The following is a 17,101-nucleotide window of genomic DNA, read 5'->3' as shown; positions in this document are numbered from 1 at the left end:
GTGTCGTCTCCTTGCCCGGGAAGGGGGTGTGGTTCGCGGCACAGTGTAGAACATGCGTTCGAAGTGTGCCGCTCGGGGGGTTCATGAAAGAGCCCTCCCGGCGCGAAGCCGGAAGGGCTCTGACACGCAAGACGCTAGCTCACTCCTCGGACTTGCCCGTCTGCAGGCCCGACGAGATCAGATCCATCACCGTCGAGTCGGCCAGCGTGGTGACGTCGCCGACCTGCCGGTTCTCCGCGACGTCGCGCAGGAGGCGGCGCATGATCTTGCCCGAGCGCGTCTTCGGCAGCTCCGGCACGACCATGATCTGCCGCGGCTTCGCGATCGGCCCGATCTCCTTCGCGACGTGGTTGCGCAGCGCCTGGATGGCCTCCTCGCCACCGTCGACGGCGTTGCCGCGCAGGATGACGAACGCGACGATGCCCTGCCCGGTCGTCGGGTCGGTCGCGCCGACGACCGCCGCCTCGGCGACCGTCGGGTGCGAGACGAGCGCCGACTCGACCTCGGTCGTCGAGATGCGGTGGCCGGACACGTTCATGACGTCGTCGACGCGGCCGAGCAGCCAGATGTCGCCGTCGTTGTCGTACTTCGCGCCGTCACCGGCGAAGTAGAAGCCCTGCTCCTTGAACCGGGACCAGTACGTCTCCTCGTAGCGCTCGTTGTCGCCCCAGATGCCGCGCAGCATCGACGGCCACGGCTCGTCGAGCACCAGGTAGCCACCGCCGCCGTGGGGAACCTCGGACGCCTGGTCGTCGACGACCTTCGCCGAGATGCCCGGCAGCGCCTTCTGCGCCGAGCCCGGCTTGGTCGAGGTGACGCCCGGCAGCGGCGAGATCATGATCGCGCCGGTTTCGGTCTGCCACCACGTGTCGACGATCGGCGCCTTGCCCGCGCCGATGTTCTCGCGGTACCAGATCCACGCCTCGGGGTTGATCGGCTCGCCGACCGAGCCCAGCACCCGCAGCGACGACAGGTCGTACTTCTCCGGGATTTCCGCACCCCACTTCATGAACGTGCGGATCAGCGTCGGCGCGGTGTAGTAGATGGAGACCTTGTGCTTCTGGATGATCTCCCAGTGCCGGCCCTCGTGCGGGGTGTTCGGCGTGCCTTCGTAGACGACCTGCGTGACGCGGTTCGCGAGCGGGCCGTAGACGATGTAGCTGTGGCCGGTGATCCAGCCGATGTCCGCGGTGCACCAGTAGACGTCTTCGCCGGCCTTGTGGTCGAAGACGTTGTGGTGCGTGTACGCCGTCTGCGTCAGGTAGCCGCCGGAGGTGTGCAGGATGCCCTTCGGCTTCCCGGTGGTGCCGGAGGTGTAGAGGATGAACAGCGGGTGCTCGCTGTCGAACGCCTCGGGAGTGTGCTCTTCGGACTGTCCGCCGACGAGCTCGTGCCACCAGAGGTCGCGGCCGTCGGTCCACGGGACGTCGCCCTCGAGCTGCTCGCCGGTGCGCTGCACGACGATGACCTTCTCGACGCTGTCGGCGCCTTCGAGCGCTTCGTCGACGTTGGCCTTCATCGGCGCGGCCTTGCCGCGGCGGAACTGGCCGTCGGAGGTGATCACGATCTTCGCGGCGGCGTCGTCGACGCGGGCGCGCAGCGCGGTCGGGGAGAAGCCGCCGAAGACGACGCTGTGCAGCGCGCCGATCCGGGCGCACGCGAGCATCGCGAAGATGGCCTCGGGGATCATCTGCAGCTGGATCGCCACGACGTCGCCGGCGGTGACGCCGAGGGACAGGAGGGCGTTGGCGGCCCGGGAGACCTCGGTCTTCAGCTCGGCGTAGGTGATGTCCCGGGTGTCACCCGGCTCGCCGACCCAGTGGATCGCGACCTGCTCGCCGTGGCCGGACTCGACGTGCCGGTCGACGCAGTTGTACGCGACGTTCAGCTTGCCGCCGACGAACCACTTCGCGAAGGGCGCATTGGTCCAGTCCAGTACCGTGGTCCACTTCGTGTCCCACGTCAGCCGCTCCGCCTGCTTCGCCCAGAAGGCCTCGCGATCGGCGTCCGCCTCGGCGTAGAGCTCGGCCTGCGCGTTGGCCTGAGCAGCGAAATCGTCACTGGGCGGGAAAGTACGGCTCTCGGTGAGCAGGTTGTCCAGGGCTGGGGACTGCTCGGTCATGTTGCAAGGCCTCCTGTAGTGCGCCGATCACCGGCTAGCGGCACGCTAGCGACGTTAGTCCGCCTTGTAAAAGGTTGCACCCACGTTGCCCCGGGGTTTCACCGAGGCAGGCGAGCGCCGGTGACTAAGCGTTCAGTCAGCCGGGCTTTCACGGCCGGCCACTCCGGCGCGAGCATCGAGTAGGTGACGGTGTCGCGCGACGACCCGTCCGGCCGGATCCGGTGCGCGCGCAGGACGCCTTCGCGAAGCGCGCCAAGTCGTTCGATGGCGCGTTGTGAGCGCAGGTTGCGGATGTCGGTCTCCCACGCGACCCGTTGCGCGTCAAGGGTTTCGAACGCGTGCGTGAGCAACAGCAGTTTCGACTCGGTGTTCAGCCCGGTGCGCTGCCAGTCCGCGCCGATCCAGGTGTGCCCGATCGAGAGGATCCGGTGCTGCGCCACGACCTGGTAGTACGACGTCGTCCCGGCGACCCGGCCGGAGGCGGCGTCGAGCTGTGCGAAGGGCCGCCGGGCGGGGTCGGCCAGCGCGTCCGAGATCATCCGTTCGGCGGCCGGGACGTCCAGCGGCTGCCGGATGCTGAGCCAGGCCCAGATGCCCGGGTCGGCGCCGGCCTCGAACAGGCCCTTGGCGTGGTCGGGCGTCAACGGCTCCAGGCGGACGTGCTCACCGGACAGGGTCGGCAGGGTGCTCCAGTCACTCACAGGACCACCGTAAGGTGGCCAGTGGCTGTTCGTGATAGCCAATTTCGGAGCAATTCCAGAGTCCACTTCGGCGTTGCCTATGCTCGGCCGACCACGACCGAAGGGCGAGAACGATGGCCGAAGAGCGGGAAGAGCTGAGCTGGGAGCTGTTCGGCACGGCGGCGCGTGAACTGGCTCACACCATCGCGGACGACGGTTTCGCGCCCGACCTCATCCTGTCCATCGCCCGCGGCGGCCTGTTCGTGGCCGGCTCGCTCGGCTACGCGCTCGACGTGAAGAACCTGCACGTGATGAACGTCGAGTTCTACACCGGCGTCGACCAGCGCCTCGACCTGCCGGTGATGCTGCCGCCGGTGCCGAACGCCGTCGACCTCACGAGCAAGAAGGTGCTGATCGCCGACGACGTCGCCGACACCGGCGCCACCCTCAAGCTCGTCCGCGACTACTGCCTCGACCACGTCGCCGAGGTGCGCTCGGCCGTCGTCTACGAGAAGCCGCACTCCACCGTGAAGTGCGAGTACGTCTGGCGCCACACCGACAAGTGGATCAACTTCCCGTGGTCGGTGCTGCCGCCCGTGGTCAAGCGCGAAGGACAGGTTCTCGACGCATGAGCGACCCGCTGAAGCCCCTGCTCGACCTCGAAGGCGTGGCCGCGGCGGCGAAGTCCGCGCAGGACGCCGTGTTCGCGGTGCACCGCCTCCCGGCGAACCTGCGCGGGGGTGCGGCGACCGCGAGCGAAGCCTCGGTCCGCGCGGCGCGCGCGTCCGCCGGGATCGAAGGCGCCAACCCGGAACTGCCGGCCGACGGCGCGGTGGCCGACCCGGTACTGGCGGGCGCGCTGCGCGTCGCCGAGACGTTGGAGACGCTGCTGCCGACGTGGCGCCGCGCGCCCATGCAGGCGTTGGCCCGCATGCACGTTCTCGCCGCGGCGGACCTCGTCAGCGACCCGGATGCGTTGGGACGCCCGCATTCCGGTGGTGGGCGGCTGGAGCTGCTGGCGCAGCTGGTGACCGGCGCGACGTCGGTGCCGGGTCCGGTCCTGACGGCCGTCGTGCACGGGGAACTGCTGGCCCTCAAGCCTTTCGGCAGTGCGGACGGCGTCGTGGCGCGCGCCGCGGCGCGGCTGACGATGATCGCGACGGGCCTGGACCCGAAGGCGCTGAGCATCCCGGAGGTCGCGTTCTTCCGCCGCGTGCCGCGTTATCTTGAAGCGGCACAAGGATTCGCGAGCGGGACGTCGGACGGCGTCCGCGCGTGGCTGCTCTTCAACTGCGAAGCGTTCGAAGCCGGTGCGCGCGAGGCGAAAAGCATCTCGGACGCGGCTTCTTAAGCAAGTACAGCGTCCAGCAGGCCGGGAAACCGCGCCTGCAGGTCGTCACGCCGTAGTTCGACCCAGCGCCGGCGTCCGTCGACGAACGTCGTCGTCAACCCCGCTTCGCGCAGCACGCGCCAGTGGTGCGACAGCGTCGCTGCCGTGATGTCAACGTCGTACGCCTCGAGCGAGCAGCTGCGCGGCTCCGTCACCGTCGACAGCTCACGGATGACCTCCAGGCGCACCGGATCGGCGAGCGCCTGCAGCACCGTCACGATCTCGATCGCTTCACGCGCCGGTTGAGGCAGCGTCCTGGTCACCGCGATCTCCCAACAGTTGGATCGTTTGACAACGATCGAAGTATAGCTCCATCATGACCGTATGACGATTCGACGATCATCTAATGATCGGCTGGGGATCCTGCTCGTCCTCGCGGTGGGCACGTTCACCGTCGGCACCGACGGGTTCGTGCTCAACGGCCTGCTGCCGGTCATCGCCGCCGACCTGCACGTGACGGAGTCCATCGCGGGCCAGCTCACCACCGTCTTCGCCCTGACGTACGCGGTCGCGTCGCCGCTCATCGCCGCGTTCACCGGCTCCTGGGACCGCCGGTGGGTGCTGGCCGGCGGCATGGCGCTGTTCACCGTCGGCATGGCCGGGCAGGCGCTCGGGACGTCGTTCGCGGTGGTCGCCGCGGCCCGGCTGCTCGCGGCCGTCGGCGCGGCCGCGTTCCAGTCGAACGCCTACGTCCTCGCCGGGGCGCTCTCGTCCGAACAACGCCGCGGGCGGGCCCTGTCGACGGTCGCCGCCGGGATGAGCGTGTCGATGGTGCTCGGCGTCCCGATCGGCGTGCTTGCCGGGCACTGGCTCGGCTGGCGCGCGGTGATGTGGGGGATCGGGGTGGTCGCGGTCGTCGTCGCGGCGCTGATCCCGATCATCCCCGAGGTCCGCGTGCCCGCGGCCGGGCTGCGCGAGCGCCTCGCCGTCGTCGCCCGGCCGGCGGTCGCCCGCGTCCTGGTGGTGACGGTCTTCGGCACGCTCGCCGCGTTCACCGTGTTCGTCTACCTGCCGGTGCTGGTCGCGCCGGTCGCGAGCGGCGCCGTGCTGTCCTGGGTGCTGGTCGGGTTCGGGCTCGGCCAGCTCGCCGGGACCACGTTCACCGGCCGCGCCACCGACCGGCTCGGGCCGGCCCGGGTCCTCGCGTTTTCGCTGACGGGCACGGCGGTCGTGCTCGCGGTCGTGGACGTCGCCGTGCTGTCCCTGCCCGGAGCGCTGCTGTTCGCGCTGTTCGCGGGCGCGTTCGGCGGGATGCTGATGGTCCCGCAGCAGCACCGGCTCTTCACGATCGCACCGGACGTCCCGACCGTCGCGCTGGGCGTGAACGGCTCGGCGATCTACGTCGGTGGCGCGCTCGGCTCGGTGCTCGGCGGCGTCGTGCTGGCCGACGCAGGCCCGGGGTGGGTCGGGCCGGCCGGCGCGCTCGCCGCCTTGGCCGCCCTCGCCCTGGGCGTCAACCCAGCTTCGCGGACCACTTCTCCTCGATCCGCCCGAAGCGCCACACCGCCAGTGCGATCACCCAGGTGAGCACGAACAACCCGACGATCGCGAACCCGACGTAGTCCAGGTCGACCGACGCGATCGCGGCCAGCGGCCCGGACGTGATGTCGAGCTTCTCGGCGAGGATCGACACCAGCTCGATCGTGCCGATCAGCAGCGCGACGGCGACCGACAACGCCGTCACCGTGAGGTTGTAGAAGATCTTGCGCACCGGCTTCGCGAACGCCCAGCCGTAGGCGAAGTTCATGAAGCAGCCGTCCACGGTGTCGAACAGGCTCATCCCGGCGGCGAACAGGATCGGCAGCACGAGGATCGCGTACCAGGGCAGGGCGAACGTCGCGGCGCCCGCGGCCAGCACCAGCAGGCCGATCTCCGTCGCGGTGTCGAAGCCCAGCCCGAAGAGCAGGCCGACCGGGTAGATGTGCCACGGCTTGCGCACGGCCTTCGTCGCCCCGCGCAGCAGCCGGTTCATCAGGCCCCGGTTGTCCAGCTGGTGCTCCAGCGCGGCTTCGTCGAACTCGCCGCGGCGCATCCGTTTGAAGACCCGCAGGATCCCGACGAGCACCACGAGGTTGAGGATCGCGATCACGTACAGGAACACGCCGGACACCGACGTCCCGATGAGGCCGGTGGTCCGGTGCAGCGTCGAGGAGTCGTCCTCGACCTGCCCGGCCAGGGCGCGGACGCCGAGGGAGAGCAGGAGGCACAGCACGAAGACGATCGTCGAGTGCCCGAGGGAGAACCAGAAGCCGACCGACAGCGGCCGCTGACCGTCGGCCATCAGCTTGCGGGTGGTGTTGTCGATCGCCGCGATGTGATCGGCGTCGAAGGCGTGCCGCATGCCGAGCGTGAACGCCGTGACGCCCAGCCCGATCCCGAACACGCCGGAGGTGCCCAACGCGTAGTGCTGGGGTGCGACGAAAGCCGCCAGCACCACCCAGCCCACGACGTTCAGCAGCAGGATGAACCCGGCCATCCCGCCCACGGAGACCCATTCACGGCGTGAAAGCCGCGAACCGGTCGCTTCGAGCACGCCCATCGTCGCCACCCGCCTTCCCTCATCTGAGAGGTTAGACAGGTGAACAGATGAACGGCAATCAGTCTGTGACAGCCGAGGCTTCGCCTCGGGCCGGGGGCTCCGCCACCCGGAACCCCCTAACCGCGTCCTAGCTGGCGCGTGCCCGCACCAAGTCCAACGCCTTGCGAACGTGTCCGCCGGACGTGTGGAGCGCCTTCGCCGCGCTCGTGACGTCCGCCCCGGACAGCAGGTGCACCAGCGCCACCTTGAGGTCGCCCCCGGCCTCGGTGAGCGCGTCGGAGCAGTCCGCCATCGTCATGCCGGTGGCTTCCTGCAGGATGCGGATGGTCCGGCCGCGCAGCTTCGCGTTGGTGGCCCGCATGCTGACCATCAGGTTGGAGTAGGTCCGGCCGAGCTTGATCATCGTCGCCGTCGAGAACGACGTGAGGATCATCTTCTGCGCCGTGCCCGCCTTCATCCGGGTCGAGCCGGCGATCGCCTCCGGCCCGGTGTCGACGGCGATGAGCACGTCGACGCCCGGCGGCTTGGCGGCCTTCGCGTTGCCCGACACCAGCCCGGTGCGGGCCCCCTGACGCGACGCCGCGAGCAGCGCGCCCAAGACGTACGGCGTCCTGCCCGACGCCGTCAGCCCCAGCACGAAGTCGCCCGGCTGGACCATGGCGGCCATCTCGGCCGCGCCCGCCCCGTCGTCGTCCTCCGCGTTTTCGACGGCCTGGCGCAGGGCGCGCTCGCCGCCGGCGTGGTGCGCGATGAACCAGTCACCCGGCACGTTGAACGTCGGCACCAGCTCGGCCGCGTCCAGCGTGGCGAGACGACCCGAGGTCCCCGCGCCGACGTAGTGCACCCGGCCGCCGGCCCGCAGTGCCTCCACCGCGTAGTCCACCGCCCGTGCCACCTGCGGCAGCACCGCGGCGACCGCGCCGGCGACCGTGCGGTCCTCGGCGTTGATCGCGCCCAGGATCCCCGCGGTGGACATCAGGTCGATGTCCGTGGTGCGGGGGTTGCGGGTCTCGGTCGGCGAATCGACGTGCACCGCCTGCGTGGGGACGGTCATCATGCGCCTCACATTTTCTCCGGTCATTACTTGCCGGTTTCCCGAGGACGGCGACGACCGTCCGGCCTGACACCCAGGCGGTGCGAGCCGACCGCGTCCCTGGTGGCGTCCAGGGCGTTGACCGACGCGTCCATGTGCCGCTGCGCGACGCCGATGAACAGGCAGTCGATGACGGTGAGCTGGGCGATGCGGCTCGCCGTGGCCCCCGAACGGAAGGTGGTTTCCCGGGCGGCCGTCGTCAAAACGTAGTCGGCGACCTCGGTGATCGGGGAGCGCGGGAAGTTCGTCACGGCGATGGTGATCGCGCCGTGCTCCCGGGCCACCCGCAGCGCCTCGACGGTGTCGGTGGTCGCGCCGGTGTGCGAGACGCCGATCGCGACGTCACCGGGGCTCAGCACCGCGGCCGAGGTGAGCATGATGTGCGTGTCCGACCACGCGAAGCACACGCGGCCGATGCGGTGCAGCTTCTGCTGCAGGTCCGCGGCGACGAACGCGCTGGCGCCCACGCCGTAGACGTCGGAGCGGCCGGCGTTGGCGACGACCTCGATGACGCGCTGCATCGTGGCGACGTCGAGCTGCTCGGCCGTCTCTTCGACGGCGCGCGCGTCGGCGAAGCTGACCTTGCTGATCACGGCGGCCAGGTCGTCGTCCGGGCCGATCTCGCCGCCGAGGTTGCGCGAGCTGCGCGCCTCGGTGCGGGCGGTGTCCGCGGCCAGCGCGATGCGCAGCTGCGGGTACCCGCCGACGCCGACGGCCTTGCAGAACCGCGTCACCGTCGTCTCGCTCGTGTTGGCGGCCAGGGCCACCTCGGTGATGCTGCGTCTCGCGACGTGCGCGGGATCCTCCAGCACCACCTTGGCCACGCGCTGCTCGGCGCGGGCCAGTCCGGGGAGCAGCGACCGGATCCGCACCAGCGGGCTGGCGTCGGCGTCCCGCACGGCCGTCTGGACCGGTACGGCTTCGGACGGTGCCGTTCCGACTACGGATTCGGTATCAGTCACCGTCGGAAAGTTACTAACCGTTGGCATTTGCGACAAGGTTACCCACACCCTTCGGTACGATCGCAACCCGTCCGTGTCTGCGGATCTCGATTTGCGATTAATCGTTGACCAGAAAGTCGCCAACAGGGTCGACCTTGTTAACGAGGTCAAGCTAACGACTTGGCAACTTAGTGTCGCGACGCAAACGGCTTGGTACCGCTCAGCGGTACACGGATGTCGGCGTTGGGCGACCGAACGGTCACCGTGCGCTCAACTGGAAACCTTCAGCGGTGAAAGCAGACGATTCTCGCTCACCGTCGAGGAGTGCTCGGCCGCGTTCGGTGACTTTCACACCGTCGACCGAAACTCCGCGGCCCGTGTAGTTCGGATCGGTGCCGTAACGCCACCTGAGGCTGATCCCGGCGGCCTGGGGCAGCTTGGCCGTCACCTTCCACCAGGCACGGTGCCCGTGTCCGGAGAGCGACGTCACGTCTCCGAACGGTGCACCCGGCCCGGATACCGATAGCGCGATCGGTTGCCAGTTCACCCCGTCGGTGCTGGTCTGCAGCTGAAGTGGATCGGTGCTTCCCTCGGTGTCCACGAAGGCGTAGAAGGACACGCGAGCTTGATCACTTTGCGTAGTAATGGGGCGGGTACTCAGCGTGGCGACGGCGTTGTTACCCAGCGTGCTCGTCCAGGCGTCCTTTCCGGCGGCCGGCTTGACGGCCATCGCGCGCGCGAGCGACGTCGCCCACACCTGGCGAGCGGTGTTGATCGAGCCCCAGTTGCGGCTCGGGTGCACCCGGTTCGTCAGCAAGATCGCGAACGAGCGCGACTCCGGGTCGATGACCAGCGTCGTTCCGGTGAAACCGGTGTGCCCGGCGGTGACCGGCGAAGCCAGCGCACCCATGTACCAGGGCTGGTCGAGCTCGAAGCCGAGGCCGTGCGAGTCGTCCGGGAACTGCTGGTTGTAGTTGGTGAGCATCAGACGCACGGTGTCCGGGCGCAGGACCCGGTGCCCGCGGTAGCTGCCGCCGTTGAGGATCGTCTGGGCGAGCACGGCCATGTCGCCCGCCGTGCTGAACACCCCGGCGTGCCCGGCGACGCCGCCGAGCGACCACGCGTTCTCGTCGTGCACGCTGCCGCGCACCATCCCGCGTGGCGGGTTCGCCTCGAACTCCGTCGCGGCGATCCTGCTCAGCTTCGACGCGGGCGGGTTGTACCCCGTGTCGGCCATGCCCAGCGGCCCGGTGATCCGGTCGTGCACCACCTTGTCCAGCGGCTGCCCGGTCAGCTTCTCGACGATGAAGCCGAGGGTGAGCAGGTTGATGTCGGAGTAGAGGTACGTCGTGCCCGGCTTGTTCTTCAGCGGGCTGTCGAGCACGGCCTGCCGGCGCGACGGGATGTCCGGGTAGCCGGCCCACAGCGAGGGGATCGGATCGGCGTCGAACCCGGAGACGTGCGTGAGCAGCATCTTGATCGTGATGGCGGCCTTGTCGCCGGTCGCGAACTCCGGGAAGAAGCGGGACACCGGGGTGTCGACGGTCAGCTGCCCGCGTTCGATGAGCTGCAGCACGGCGATCGAGGTGAACAGCTTCGAGATCGACGCCATGTCGAAGATGGTGTCGTTCCGCATCGGGACCTGCTGGTCGGCGGGCAGTTCGGTGCCCGCGGCGTCGGCGTACCGCACTGCGCCGCCGACCGCGTACCGGTCGACGACCACGCCGTCGTGCCCCAGCAGCCCGACCGCGCCGGAGAAGTGCGGGTGCCCGGTGGCGTCCGGCTTCGTCCAGCTCGCCAGGAAGTCCTCGGCGGACTTGATCGGCGCCGGGTCGAGGTTGACGTCCTTCGGGGGCCCGTCGCGCAGGGTCGTCCACGAAGGCGCGAAGCCCTGTTGTGGCCGGTCGAAGCGGCCGGCATCGGGGTCATGGCGCCCGGCGGGGGTGGTGATGGCACTGGCTCCCGAGGTCAACGTGGTCAGCGCGACCAGCACTCCGGTGGCCGCGGCGAGGACCTTCCTAGCACGCACGACTCTTCCTCTCAGCGGTAGAGCAGGTGGCGACGGCGGGTGTGGTCGAACGCGGCGAGCTCGGCCCGCCAGGCCCCGGTGACCTCGTCGACGCCCGCACCGGCGTCGATCATGGTCCGGAGCCGGTCGGACCCGGAGAGCTTGTCGATGTAGTTGTCGGGGCGCCAGGCGAACTTGTCCGGGTGCAGCGCCTTCGCCGTGACGAGCATGGCGACCGCGGTCCGGATCGCGTCGAAGGCCCGCGGATCGCTGACGCTCACCTGGACACCACCGCAGGTCTCGTTGACGAACTTGTTGAACGTCGGCACGAAGTAGATCTCCCGGAACTTCGCGCCGGGCAGGTGGAGCTCCTCGAGCTTCTCCCGCCAGCGCCAGTCGAGCCCGGGCGCGCCGATGATCTCGAACGGCCGCGTCGTCCCGCGGCCTTCGGAGAACACCGTGCCTTCGAACATGCCGGTGCCGGGGTAGACGAGCGCCGTGTCCGGCGTCGGCACGTTCGGGCTCGGCAGCACCCAGTTCAGCCCGGTCTGCGCGAACTGGACGTCACGCTGCCAACCGCGTACCTGGACGACGTCCAGCTTCGCGAGCTTCACGCCTTCGCCCGGCAGGAACTCTTCGGCGAAGAAGTGCGCGAGCTCGCCGACAGTCATGCCGTGCTGCTGGGCGATCGGCTTCTTCCCGATCCCGGAGGCGAACTTCGGGTCGAGCACCGGCCCGGCGAGCCGTCCGCCGATGGGGTTCGGGCGGTCGAGCACGACGACGGCGACGTCGGTCCGGGCCGCGGCCACCATCGCCGTGTAGAGCGACCAGATGTAGGTGTAGAAGCGCGCGCCGACGTCCGCGATGTCGAACACGAGCGTGTCGATGCCCGCCTTGGTGAACAGCGAAGCGAGCTTCGTCGCGTCGGCGCCGTACGCGTCGTACACGGGCACGCCGGTGCGCGGGTCCGTGTAGTCACCTTCGGAGCCGCCGGCCTGCGCGCTGCCGCGGAAGCCGTGCTCGGGCCCGAAGGCCGCGACCGGCTTGACGCCGGCCGCGACCATCGAGTCGACGATGTGGTCCCCGTTCAGCAGGACCCCGGTCGGGTTCGACAGCACGCCGAGCTTGCGGCCCTTGAAGGCCTGCCAGCCCTGGCCGGCCAGCTGCTCCGCGCCGGTCAGCACCCTTCCGTGGGTCTGCGTCTGCCCGGGTTGTTCCGACTGCGCCCGGGCCGAACCACCGGCCAGGACCGGGACCGCGAGGGCGCCCGCGCTCGCGCCGAGGAAGTGGCGCCGGTTCAGGTTCACCAGGTGAGCCCGTGGCCGAACGGGTACTTCACGGTCTGCAGGTCGGCGCCCGCCGGGATGTCGACCGGCAGCTTCCCGACCGGCTTCGTCTCGCCGAGGATGACCTTGGTCAGCGCCTCCAGCGTCGGGTTGATGTAGCCGTAGGTCGCCAGCCAGGTCGGCACGGCGTTCGCGTAGCCCGCGTCGTACGGGATCTGCGCGGCGACCGCGACGACCGGCTTGCCGGTGGCCTGCAGGGCCTGGAGCAGCTTGGTCTGCAGCGGGAAGCCGCCGATGTTGTTGGTCAGCACGACCACGAGGTCGACGTTCTTGGCGTTCGCCGAGGCCTGCGCGATCTGGGCGTCGGTCGGGGCCTGCCCGGTCTGGTACGCCGTCGCCGCCGTGCCGTGCGCGGTGAGCTTCTGAGCGAGCGTCGCCGTCGTGGAGACGCCCCAGCCGGTCACGAGCGCCGTCGCGGGCTTCTGCTTGAGCGGCAGGACGCCGGCGTCGTTGGCGATGGCCGTGATGCCGCGGTCGGCGATGTCCTGCGCGGTCTTGAGGTTGGCCGGCGTGCCGACAGTCTTCATCACCCGGTTCGCGTCGACGAACGGCGAGAACAGGATGCCGCGCTTGAACTTCAGCTTCAGCACGCGCAGCACGCTCTGGTCGATCCGCTGCATCGACAGGTCGCCGGTCTTCACGGCGTTGAGCACCGCGTTGATCGCGACGTCCAGGTGCACCGGCATGAGCAGCTGGTCGATGCCCGCCTTCAGTGCGAGCACCGGGATCTCGGCGTCGCTGTGCATTTCCCGCACACCCTGCATTTCCAGTGAGTCGGTGATGACCACGCCGTTGTAACCGAGTTCCTTGCGCAGTTTGCCGGTGATGATCGGCTGCGACAGCGTCGCCGGCTCGAGCGACGGGTCGAGGCTCGGGAACTGGATGTGCGCGCTCATGATCGAGTCGATGCCCGCCGCGATCGCGGCCTTGAACGGCGGCACGTCGATGGCGCGCCACTGCTGCTCGGTGCGGTCGATCCGGGGCAGGCCGGTGTGGCTGTCGGTGGCAGCGTCACCGTGGCCGGGGAAGTGCTTGGCCGTCGCGGAGACGGTCTTCGTCGGGAAGTCCGAGTTCTGGTAGCCCTTCACCTCGGCCGTGACGAACTGGCTCGCGAGGCCGGGCTGCCCGGCGAAGGAGCGGACGCCGATGACCGGGTTCGCCGGGTTCGAGTTGACGTCCGAATCGGGCGCGAAGTCCTGGTTGATGCCGACCGCGCGCAGCTCGTGCCCGAGGACCGTCGCGGCCTTCGTCGCCCGGCCGGTGTCACGCCCGGCCGAGACGGCCATCGAGTTCGGGAACTCCGTGGCGGGCGCGCCCATCCGGGTGACCGTGCCACCCTCCTGGTCGGCGCCGACCTGCAGCGGGATGTGCGCCCCGCTCGAGACGGCGGCCTTCTGGAGGCCGTTGGACAGCTTCGCGACCTGGACGGGGTCGTCGAAGTTGTCGCGGCTGTCGTTGTTGAAGTAGATGACGCCGCCCAGGTGGTACTTCTGGACCACCTGCGCTGGAGTGTCGACGCCGAAGTCGGTCTGGTTCTTCGGGTTGACCTCGTCCGCGGACTTGCCGTTCACCCAGGTGACGAACAGCTGCCCGACCTTCTGCTCGAGCGTCAGCCCCCGAAGCGCCTGCGTCGCCGCGGCGTCGGCCTGCGCGTCCGCGCTCACCGCCGGTGCGCTAGCCGCGGTCGCGACACCCACACCGGTGAGGGCGAGCAGCCCCGCGACGGGCAGCGCGAACGCATGGAACCTCCGATTTCGGGTCGTCACGACCAGCCTCCCAGAAAGTTGCGGGCGCCCGGTGTGACGTGAGAAGTCCACTCAGAGGCGCCAATATCGGGAAGCTACTCACCGAATCCTTCGATGTCCATCGACCGACCGCAGCAACGGTCGAGTTCGTACCCGGATCGGTAGGAAATTCGCCGTTCGCAAGATGCGGCTCACCCGAACGGACTGGTGGGAGGGGTGACCCGAACGGCCCAGCCTCGCCTCGCACGGCCTCGTTCCACCGCCGGCGGCTCGGCTCCTGTGCGCCAAGGGGCGCGCCTCGACGGCTCCTCCGAGTGGCCGACACCGCGCTCGGGCTACCCATATGACGAGGCGGCGCCCGTGGCCAAAGGCCAACGGGCGCCGCCTGCAAAGCGCGAACATCTCGGGCGACCAAGCGTGCAACTCTGGTCGTACCTACATGGACTCGGCGTGTGGCGTCCCACTACGCAGTCCCTAGACGACGAGCCTCCCGCGGCGCGCTGCGCGTGGGTTCCCGGAGTCCGCGCACGGAGATTCGCCGGGGTGGAACAGGCTTCTCTTCTACCTGTTCCCTGGCCGACCGAACGTCCGCACCTTCTTTCTACGCCGTGAGCCCGGTCACTTCAAGTGCGCGGATGGGTGCACCGGTACAGAGGCTGGATCGGGTGACACGGGCACCCTCAGCGACGGACAATTCGGGGCTGGGCCAAGCAAAGCGGACGCTGTACGGCCGTATGGGTGGCCCGGCCGCCGCTACCGGGTCCGCCGGCGCCGGCTGAGGCCGTACCAGGTCGCCCCGGCGGCCATCGCCCCGACGCCGAGGGCCACCATGCCGGCCGACCGGGTCGGGATCCGGCTGCGCAGCGACATGGGCCGGTCGAACGCCAGGATCGGCCAGCCGCGGTCGAGCGCCTCCCGCCGCAGCAGCTTGTCCGGGTTGACCGCGTGCGGGTGCCCGACGACCTCGAGCAGCGGGATGTCGGTGCTCGAATCGGTGTAGGCGAAACACTCGGCGAGGTCGTAGCCGTGGGTCGCGGCGAGCTGCTTCGCGGCGACGGCTTTGTTGGCGCCGTAGCAGTAGAAGTCGACCTCGCCGGAGTAGCGGCCGTCGACGATCTGCATCCGCGTCGCCACGCTCCGGGTCGCCCCGAGCATCTCCGCGACGGGCGCGACGACCTCCTCGCCGGTCGCCGAGAGCACGATGACGTCGTGGCCGTCTTCGCGGTGCTGCGCGATCAGCTCCGTCGCCTCCGCGTACACGAGCGGGTCGACGACGTCGTGCAGGGTTTCCCGCACGATCGCCGAAACCTGCGCGACGTCCCAGCCGGTGCACAGCGCGGAGACCTCCGCGCGCATCCGCTCGGTCTTGTTCTCGTCCGCGCCGGCGAGCGAGAACACCAGCTGCGCGTAGGCGCTGCGCAACGCGGCGCGACGGTTGATCAGTCCCTCCTTCAGCAATGGTTTGCTGAACGCCAGTGCGCTCGAGGAAGCGATGATCGTCTTGTCCAGGTCGAAGAACGCGGCCACCGCGTGCTCCGGGCCCGGCTTCCGGATGCGCGTCGGCGCGCTGATCGGTTCGGCCACGTGTCCAGGATAAGAGCTTGATCGCGACGCGTCCCGTTGATCCACCACAAGCGCGTCGTGTCGCCGGAAAATCCATGACAGGAAGGGACTTTCGACGCGCGATGCCGTTACCGAACTGTGTGCCTCGTCCGCTGGGCTCCCGGGCGTCCGGCGGAGTTACAGTGAGGGAGCCCGGTGTCCAACCGGGCCGGTTCAGTCCGACCCCCCGGGGCTGAACCCTTGGCGGCCCCCGTCCCTCCCCCCTGGCGGGGGCCGCCTTCTTAACCTCCCGCTCGCCTTTCGCGAGCCCGGGTTCCGAATTGCCGGACGGTTCTGGCGCGCCATTCGCCTTTCCGGAAATCTTTTCCCATCGGGCCTATTGCGACGCGGGTGCCGCCGCGATCCTGCCACGCCCCACCGACAGAACCGGTGCGCGAGCCGTTCCCCGGCGGCAGTTGTCCACATCCCCCCGGTTGTCCACAGCCCGGCCCCCGACCCGTTGTGCCCCCAGGCCCCCCGCCGCGACGGTGGAACCCGGGCCATCCGAGGCCCGCACCGACGACGGGGGAGGAACACATGGCGGGGGAACGACCGCTCGTGGTCGCCACGGACGAAACCGTGCTCGACGAGATTCTGCGCGTGGCCGCGGTGGCGGGCTGTGAGCTCGACCGCGCCCCGGACCTGACCGCGGCCGGCGGGCAGTGGGCCCGGGCGCCGCTGGTGGTCCTCGACGAGGAAACGGCGTTGCGGCCACCCTCGCTGCCCCGGCGTGGCGGGATCCTCCTGGTCTGCAAGGGCACCCCGGAGCCGAGGACGTGGGAGCACGCGTTCCGCGTCGGCGTCGAGCGCGTGATCTCGTTGCCGGAGGAGGAGACCGAGCTCGCGGGAGCGTTCGCGGACGTCGTCGAGACGCCGGCCGAGCAGGCCGGGCTGGTGCTCGGCGTGGTCGGCGGCCGCGGCGGCGCGGGCGCGTCCGTCTTCGCCGCGACTCTCGCGCTGGCGGCCGACCGCGACCCAGGCGGCGCGCTGCTCGTGGACTGCGATCCGCTGGGCGGCGGTCTGGATCTGTTGCTCGGCTTGGAGAAGACGCCCGGACCGCGCTGGTCCGAGGTCCGGCTGAGCGGCCGGGTGTCGGTACCGGCGCTGGCCGCCGCGCTGCCCCAGCGCCGTCATCGAGGTGGCAGCCTGCCGGTGCTGGCGTGCGGCCGGGAAGGTGAAGGCCCGGGGGTGGAGTCGCTGTCGGCGGTCCTCGCCGCGGGCCGCCGCGCGGGCCGCACGGTGGTCTGCGACCTCCCGCGCACCTTGGGTGACGCGGCCTTGGAAGCGGTCACGGTGGCCGACCTGGTGGTGCTCGTGGTCCCGGTCGAGTTCCGCGCGTGCATGGCGGCGAAGCAGGTGCTGCGCGGGCTGTCGGAGCTGACGGCCCGCCTGGGGGTGGTCGCGTGTGGACGGTCCCGCTCCGGAGTCTCACCCGCCCAGACGGCCGGCCTCCTCGGGCCGCCTCTGCTGGCTTCGATGCCCCTGGAGCGAGGCCTGCCCGCGGCCGTGGAGCGTGGCGAATTCCCGGCCAAGCAGACCGGGCCCCTGTCCACAGCGGCGGCGGACGTCCTGTCCGTAGCCCGCCGCGAAGCCCGGGCGGCGACCCGATGACGTCAGGTCTGCCGACATCCCCGA

At 69.9% G+C, this 17,101-nt stretch carries 14 protein-coding genes; 4 read left to right on the top strand and 10 right to left on the bottom strand.

The genetic code is table 11. The annotated features are described in order from the left end of the window. Positions 1-139 precede the first annotated feature (139 nt). Together acs and OG439_RS35435 are read right to left on the bottom strand one after the other, a co-directional pair. On the bottom strand, positions 140-2,122 hold the full coding sequence (acs, locus tag OG439_RS35440) for an acetate--CoA ligase (RefSeq protein WP_326944975.1): 1,983 nt from the start codon (positions 2,120-2,122) through the stop codon (positions 140-142). Between the two features lie 98 nt (positions 2,123-2,220). After that, positions 2,221-2,823, bottom strand: coding sequence for a GNAT family N-acetyltransferase (locus OG439_RS35435; protein ID WP_326944974.1), 603 nt, complete (start codon positions 2,821-2,823; stop codon positions 2,221-2,223). A 113-nt stretch (positions 2,824-2,936) separates the two neighbouring features. Here OG439_RS35435 and OG439_RS35430 point away from each other — a divergent pair, with 113 nt between their 5' ends. Together OG439_RS35430 and OG439_RS35425 are read left to right on the top strand one after the other, a co-directional pair. Then, the gene (locus OG439_RS35430) at positions 2,937-3,434 is read left to right on the top strand and encodes a phosphoribosyltransferase (RefSeq protein WP_326944973.1); all 498 of its coding nucleotides are present in this window, start codon (positions 2,937-2,939) and stop codon (positions 3,432-3,434) included. Continuing rightward, a complete protein-coding gene (locus OG439_RS35425) occupies positions 3,431-4,153 on the top strand; it encodes an oxidoreductase (protein ID WP_326944972.1) in 723 nt (240 codons plus the stop codon). The genes OG439_RS35430 and OG439_RS35425 overlap by 4 nt, the downstream gene beginning before the upstream one ends. On the opposite strand, the gene OG439_RS35420 is transcribed toward OG439_RS35425, so the two are convergent. Beyond that, a complete protein-coding gene (locus OG439_RS35420; RefSeq protein WP_326944971.1) occupies positions 4,150-4,455 on the bottom strand; it encodes an ArsR/SmtB family transcription factor in 306 nt (101 codons plus the stop codon). The genes OG439_RS35425 and OG439_RS35420 overlap by 4 nt on opposite strands. A 115-nt stretch (positions 4,456-4,570) precedes the next feature. Between OG439_RS35420 and OG439_RS35415 the strand changes: the two genes are divergently transcribed. Then, positions 4,571-5,719: an MFS transporter gene (locus tag OG439_RS35415; protein ID WP_326944970.1), complete on the top strand. Its 1,149-nt coding sequence runs from the start codon at positions 4,571-4,573 to the stop codon at positions 5,717-5,719. On the opposite strand, the gene OG439_RS35410 is transcribed toward OG439_RS35415, so the two are convergent. The 7 genes from OG439_RS35410 to OG439_RS35380 form a co-directional block, all read right to left on the bottom strand. Then, positions 5,646-6,731: a HoxN/HupN/NixA family nickel/cobalt transporter gene (locus tag OG439_RS35410; protein ID WP_326951697.1), complete on the bottom strand. Its 1,086-nt coding sequence runs from the start codon at positions 6,729-6,731 to the stop codon at positions 5,646-5,648. The genes OG439_RS35415 and OG439_RS35410 overlap by 74 nt on opposite strands. 127 nt (positions 6,732-6,858) lie before the next feature. Beyond that, on the bottom strand, positions 6,859-7,788 hold the full coding sequence (locus OG439_RS35405; protein WP_326944969.1) for an N-acetylmuramic acid 6-phosphate etherase: 930 nt from the start codon (positions 7,786-7,788) through the stop codon (positions 6,859-6,861). 23 nt (positions 7,789-7,811) lie between these two features. Beyond that, positions 7,812-8,813, bottom strand: a complete 1,002-nt coding sequence (locus OG439_RS35400) for a MurR/RpiR family transcriptional regulator (protein ID WP_371827597.1) — start codon at positions 8,811-8,813, stop codon at positions 7,812-7,814. 211 nt (positions 8,814-9,024) lie between these two features. Further along, on the bottom strand, positions 9,025-10,758 hold the full coding sequence (locus tag OG439_RS35395; protein WP_326951696.1) for a serine hydrolase: 1,734 nt from the start codon (positions 10,756-10,758) through the stop codon (positions 9,025-9,027). A gap of 47 nt (positions 10,759-10,805) precedes the next feature. Continuing rightward, positions 10,806-12,080 (bottom strand): exo-beta-N-acetylmuramidase NamZ family protein, encoded by a 1,275-nt coding sequence (locus OG439_RS35390; protein WP_326944968.1) that lies wholly within the window; start codon positions 12,078-12,080, stop codon positions 10,806-10,808. After that, positions 12,077-13,834: a glycoside hydrolase family 3 protein gene (locus OG439_RS35385; RefSeq protein WP_326951695.1), complete on the bottom strand. Its 1,758-nt coding sequence runs from the start codon at positions 13,832-13,834 to the stop codon at positions 12,077-12,079. Before OG439_RS35385 ends, OG439_RS35390 begins: the two co-directional genes overlap by 4 nt. A 783-nt stretch (positions 13,835-14,617) precedes the next feature. Beyond that, the gene (locus OG439_RS35380) at positions 14,618-15,448 is read right to left on the bottom strand and encodes an HAD family hydrolase (protein WP_247058844.1); all 831 of its coding nucleotides are present in this window, start codon (positions 15,446-15,448) and stop codon (positions 14,618-14,620) included. Positions 15,449-16,003: 555 nt separating this feature from the next. Between OG439_RS35380 and ssd the strand changes: the two genes are divergently transcribed. Then, positions 16,004-17,077 carry a septum site-determining protein Ssd gene (gene ssd, locus OG439_RS35375; RefSeq protein ID WP_326944967.1) on the top strand — a complete coding sequence of 358 codons (1,074 nt, stop codon included), beginning with the start codon at positions 16,004-16,006 and terminating at the stop codon, positions 17,075-17,077. Positions 17,078-17,101 lie beyond the last annotated feature (24 nt).

The organism is Amycolatopsis sp. NBC_01307 (genome assembly GCF_035975215.1).
Classification (GTDB): domain Bacteria; phylum Actinomycetota; class Actinomycetes; order Mycobacteriales; family Pseudonocardiaceae; genus Amycolatopsis.
The sequence above is the reverse complement of the archived record's forward strand: the minus strand, read 5'-3'. Positions and strand labels throughout refer to the sequence as shown.

What these genes read in the sequence shown, in the direction of transcription:
- OG439_RS35405 (WP_326944969.1), bottom strand. Translation starts at nt 7,788, where the DNA reads ATGATGACCGTCCCCACGCAGGCGGTGCACGTCGATTCGCCGACCGAG.
- OG439_RS35430 (WP_326944973.1), top strand. Translation starts at nt 2,937, where the DNA reads ATGGCCGAAGAGCGGGAAGAGCTGAGCTGGGAGCTGTTCGGCACGGCG.
- OG439_RS35410 (WP_326951697.1), bottom strand. Translation starts at nt 6,731, where the DNA reads ATGGGCGTGCTCGAAGCGACCGGTTCGCGGCTTTCACGCCGTGAATGG.
- acs (WP_326944975.1), bottom strand. Translation starts at nt 2,122, where the DNA reads ATGACCGAGCAGTCCCCAGCCCTGGACAACCTGCTCACCGAGAGCCGT.
- OG439_RS35400 (WP_371827597.1), bottom strand. Translation starts at nt 8,813, where the DNA reads ATGCCAACGGTTAGTAACTTTCCGACGGTGACTGATACCGAATCCGTA.
- OG439_RS35425 (WP_326944972.1), top strand. Translation starts at nt 3,431, where the DNA reads ATGAGCGACCCGCTGAAGCCCCTGCTCGACCTCGAAGGCGTGGCCGCG.
- ssd (WP_326944967.1), top strand. Translation starts at nt 16,004, where the DNA reads ATGGCGGGGGAACGACCGCTCGTGGTCGCCACGGACGAAACCGTGCTC.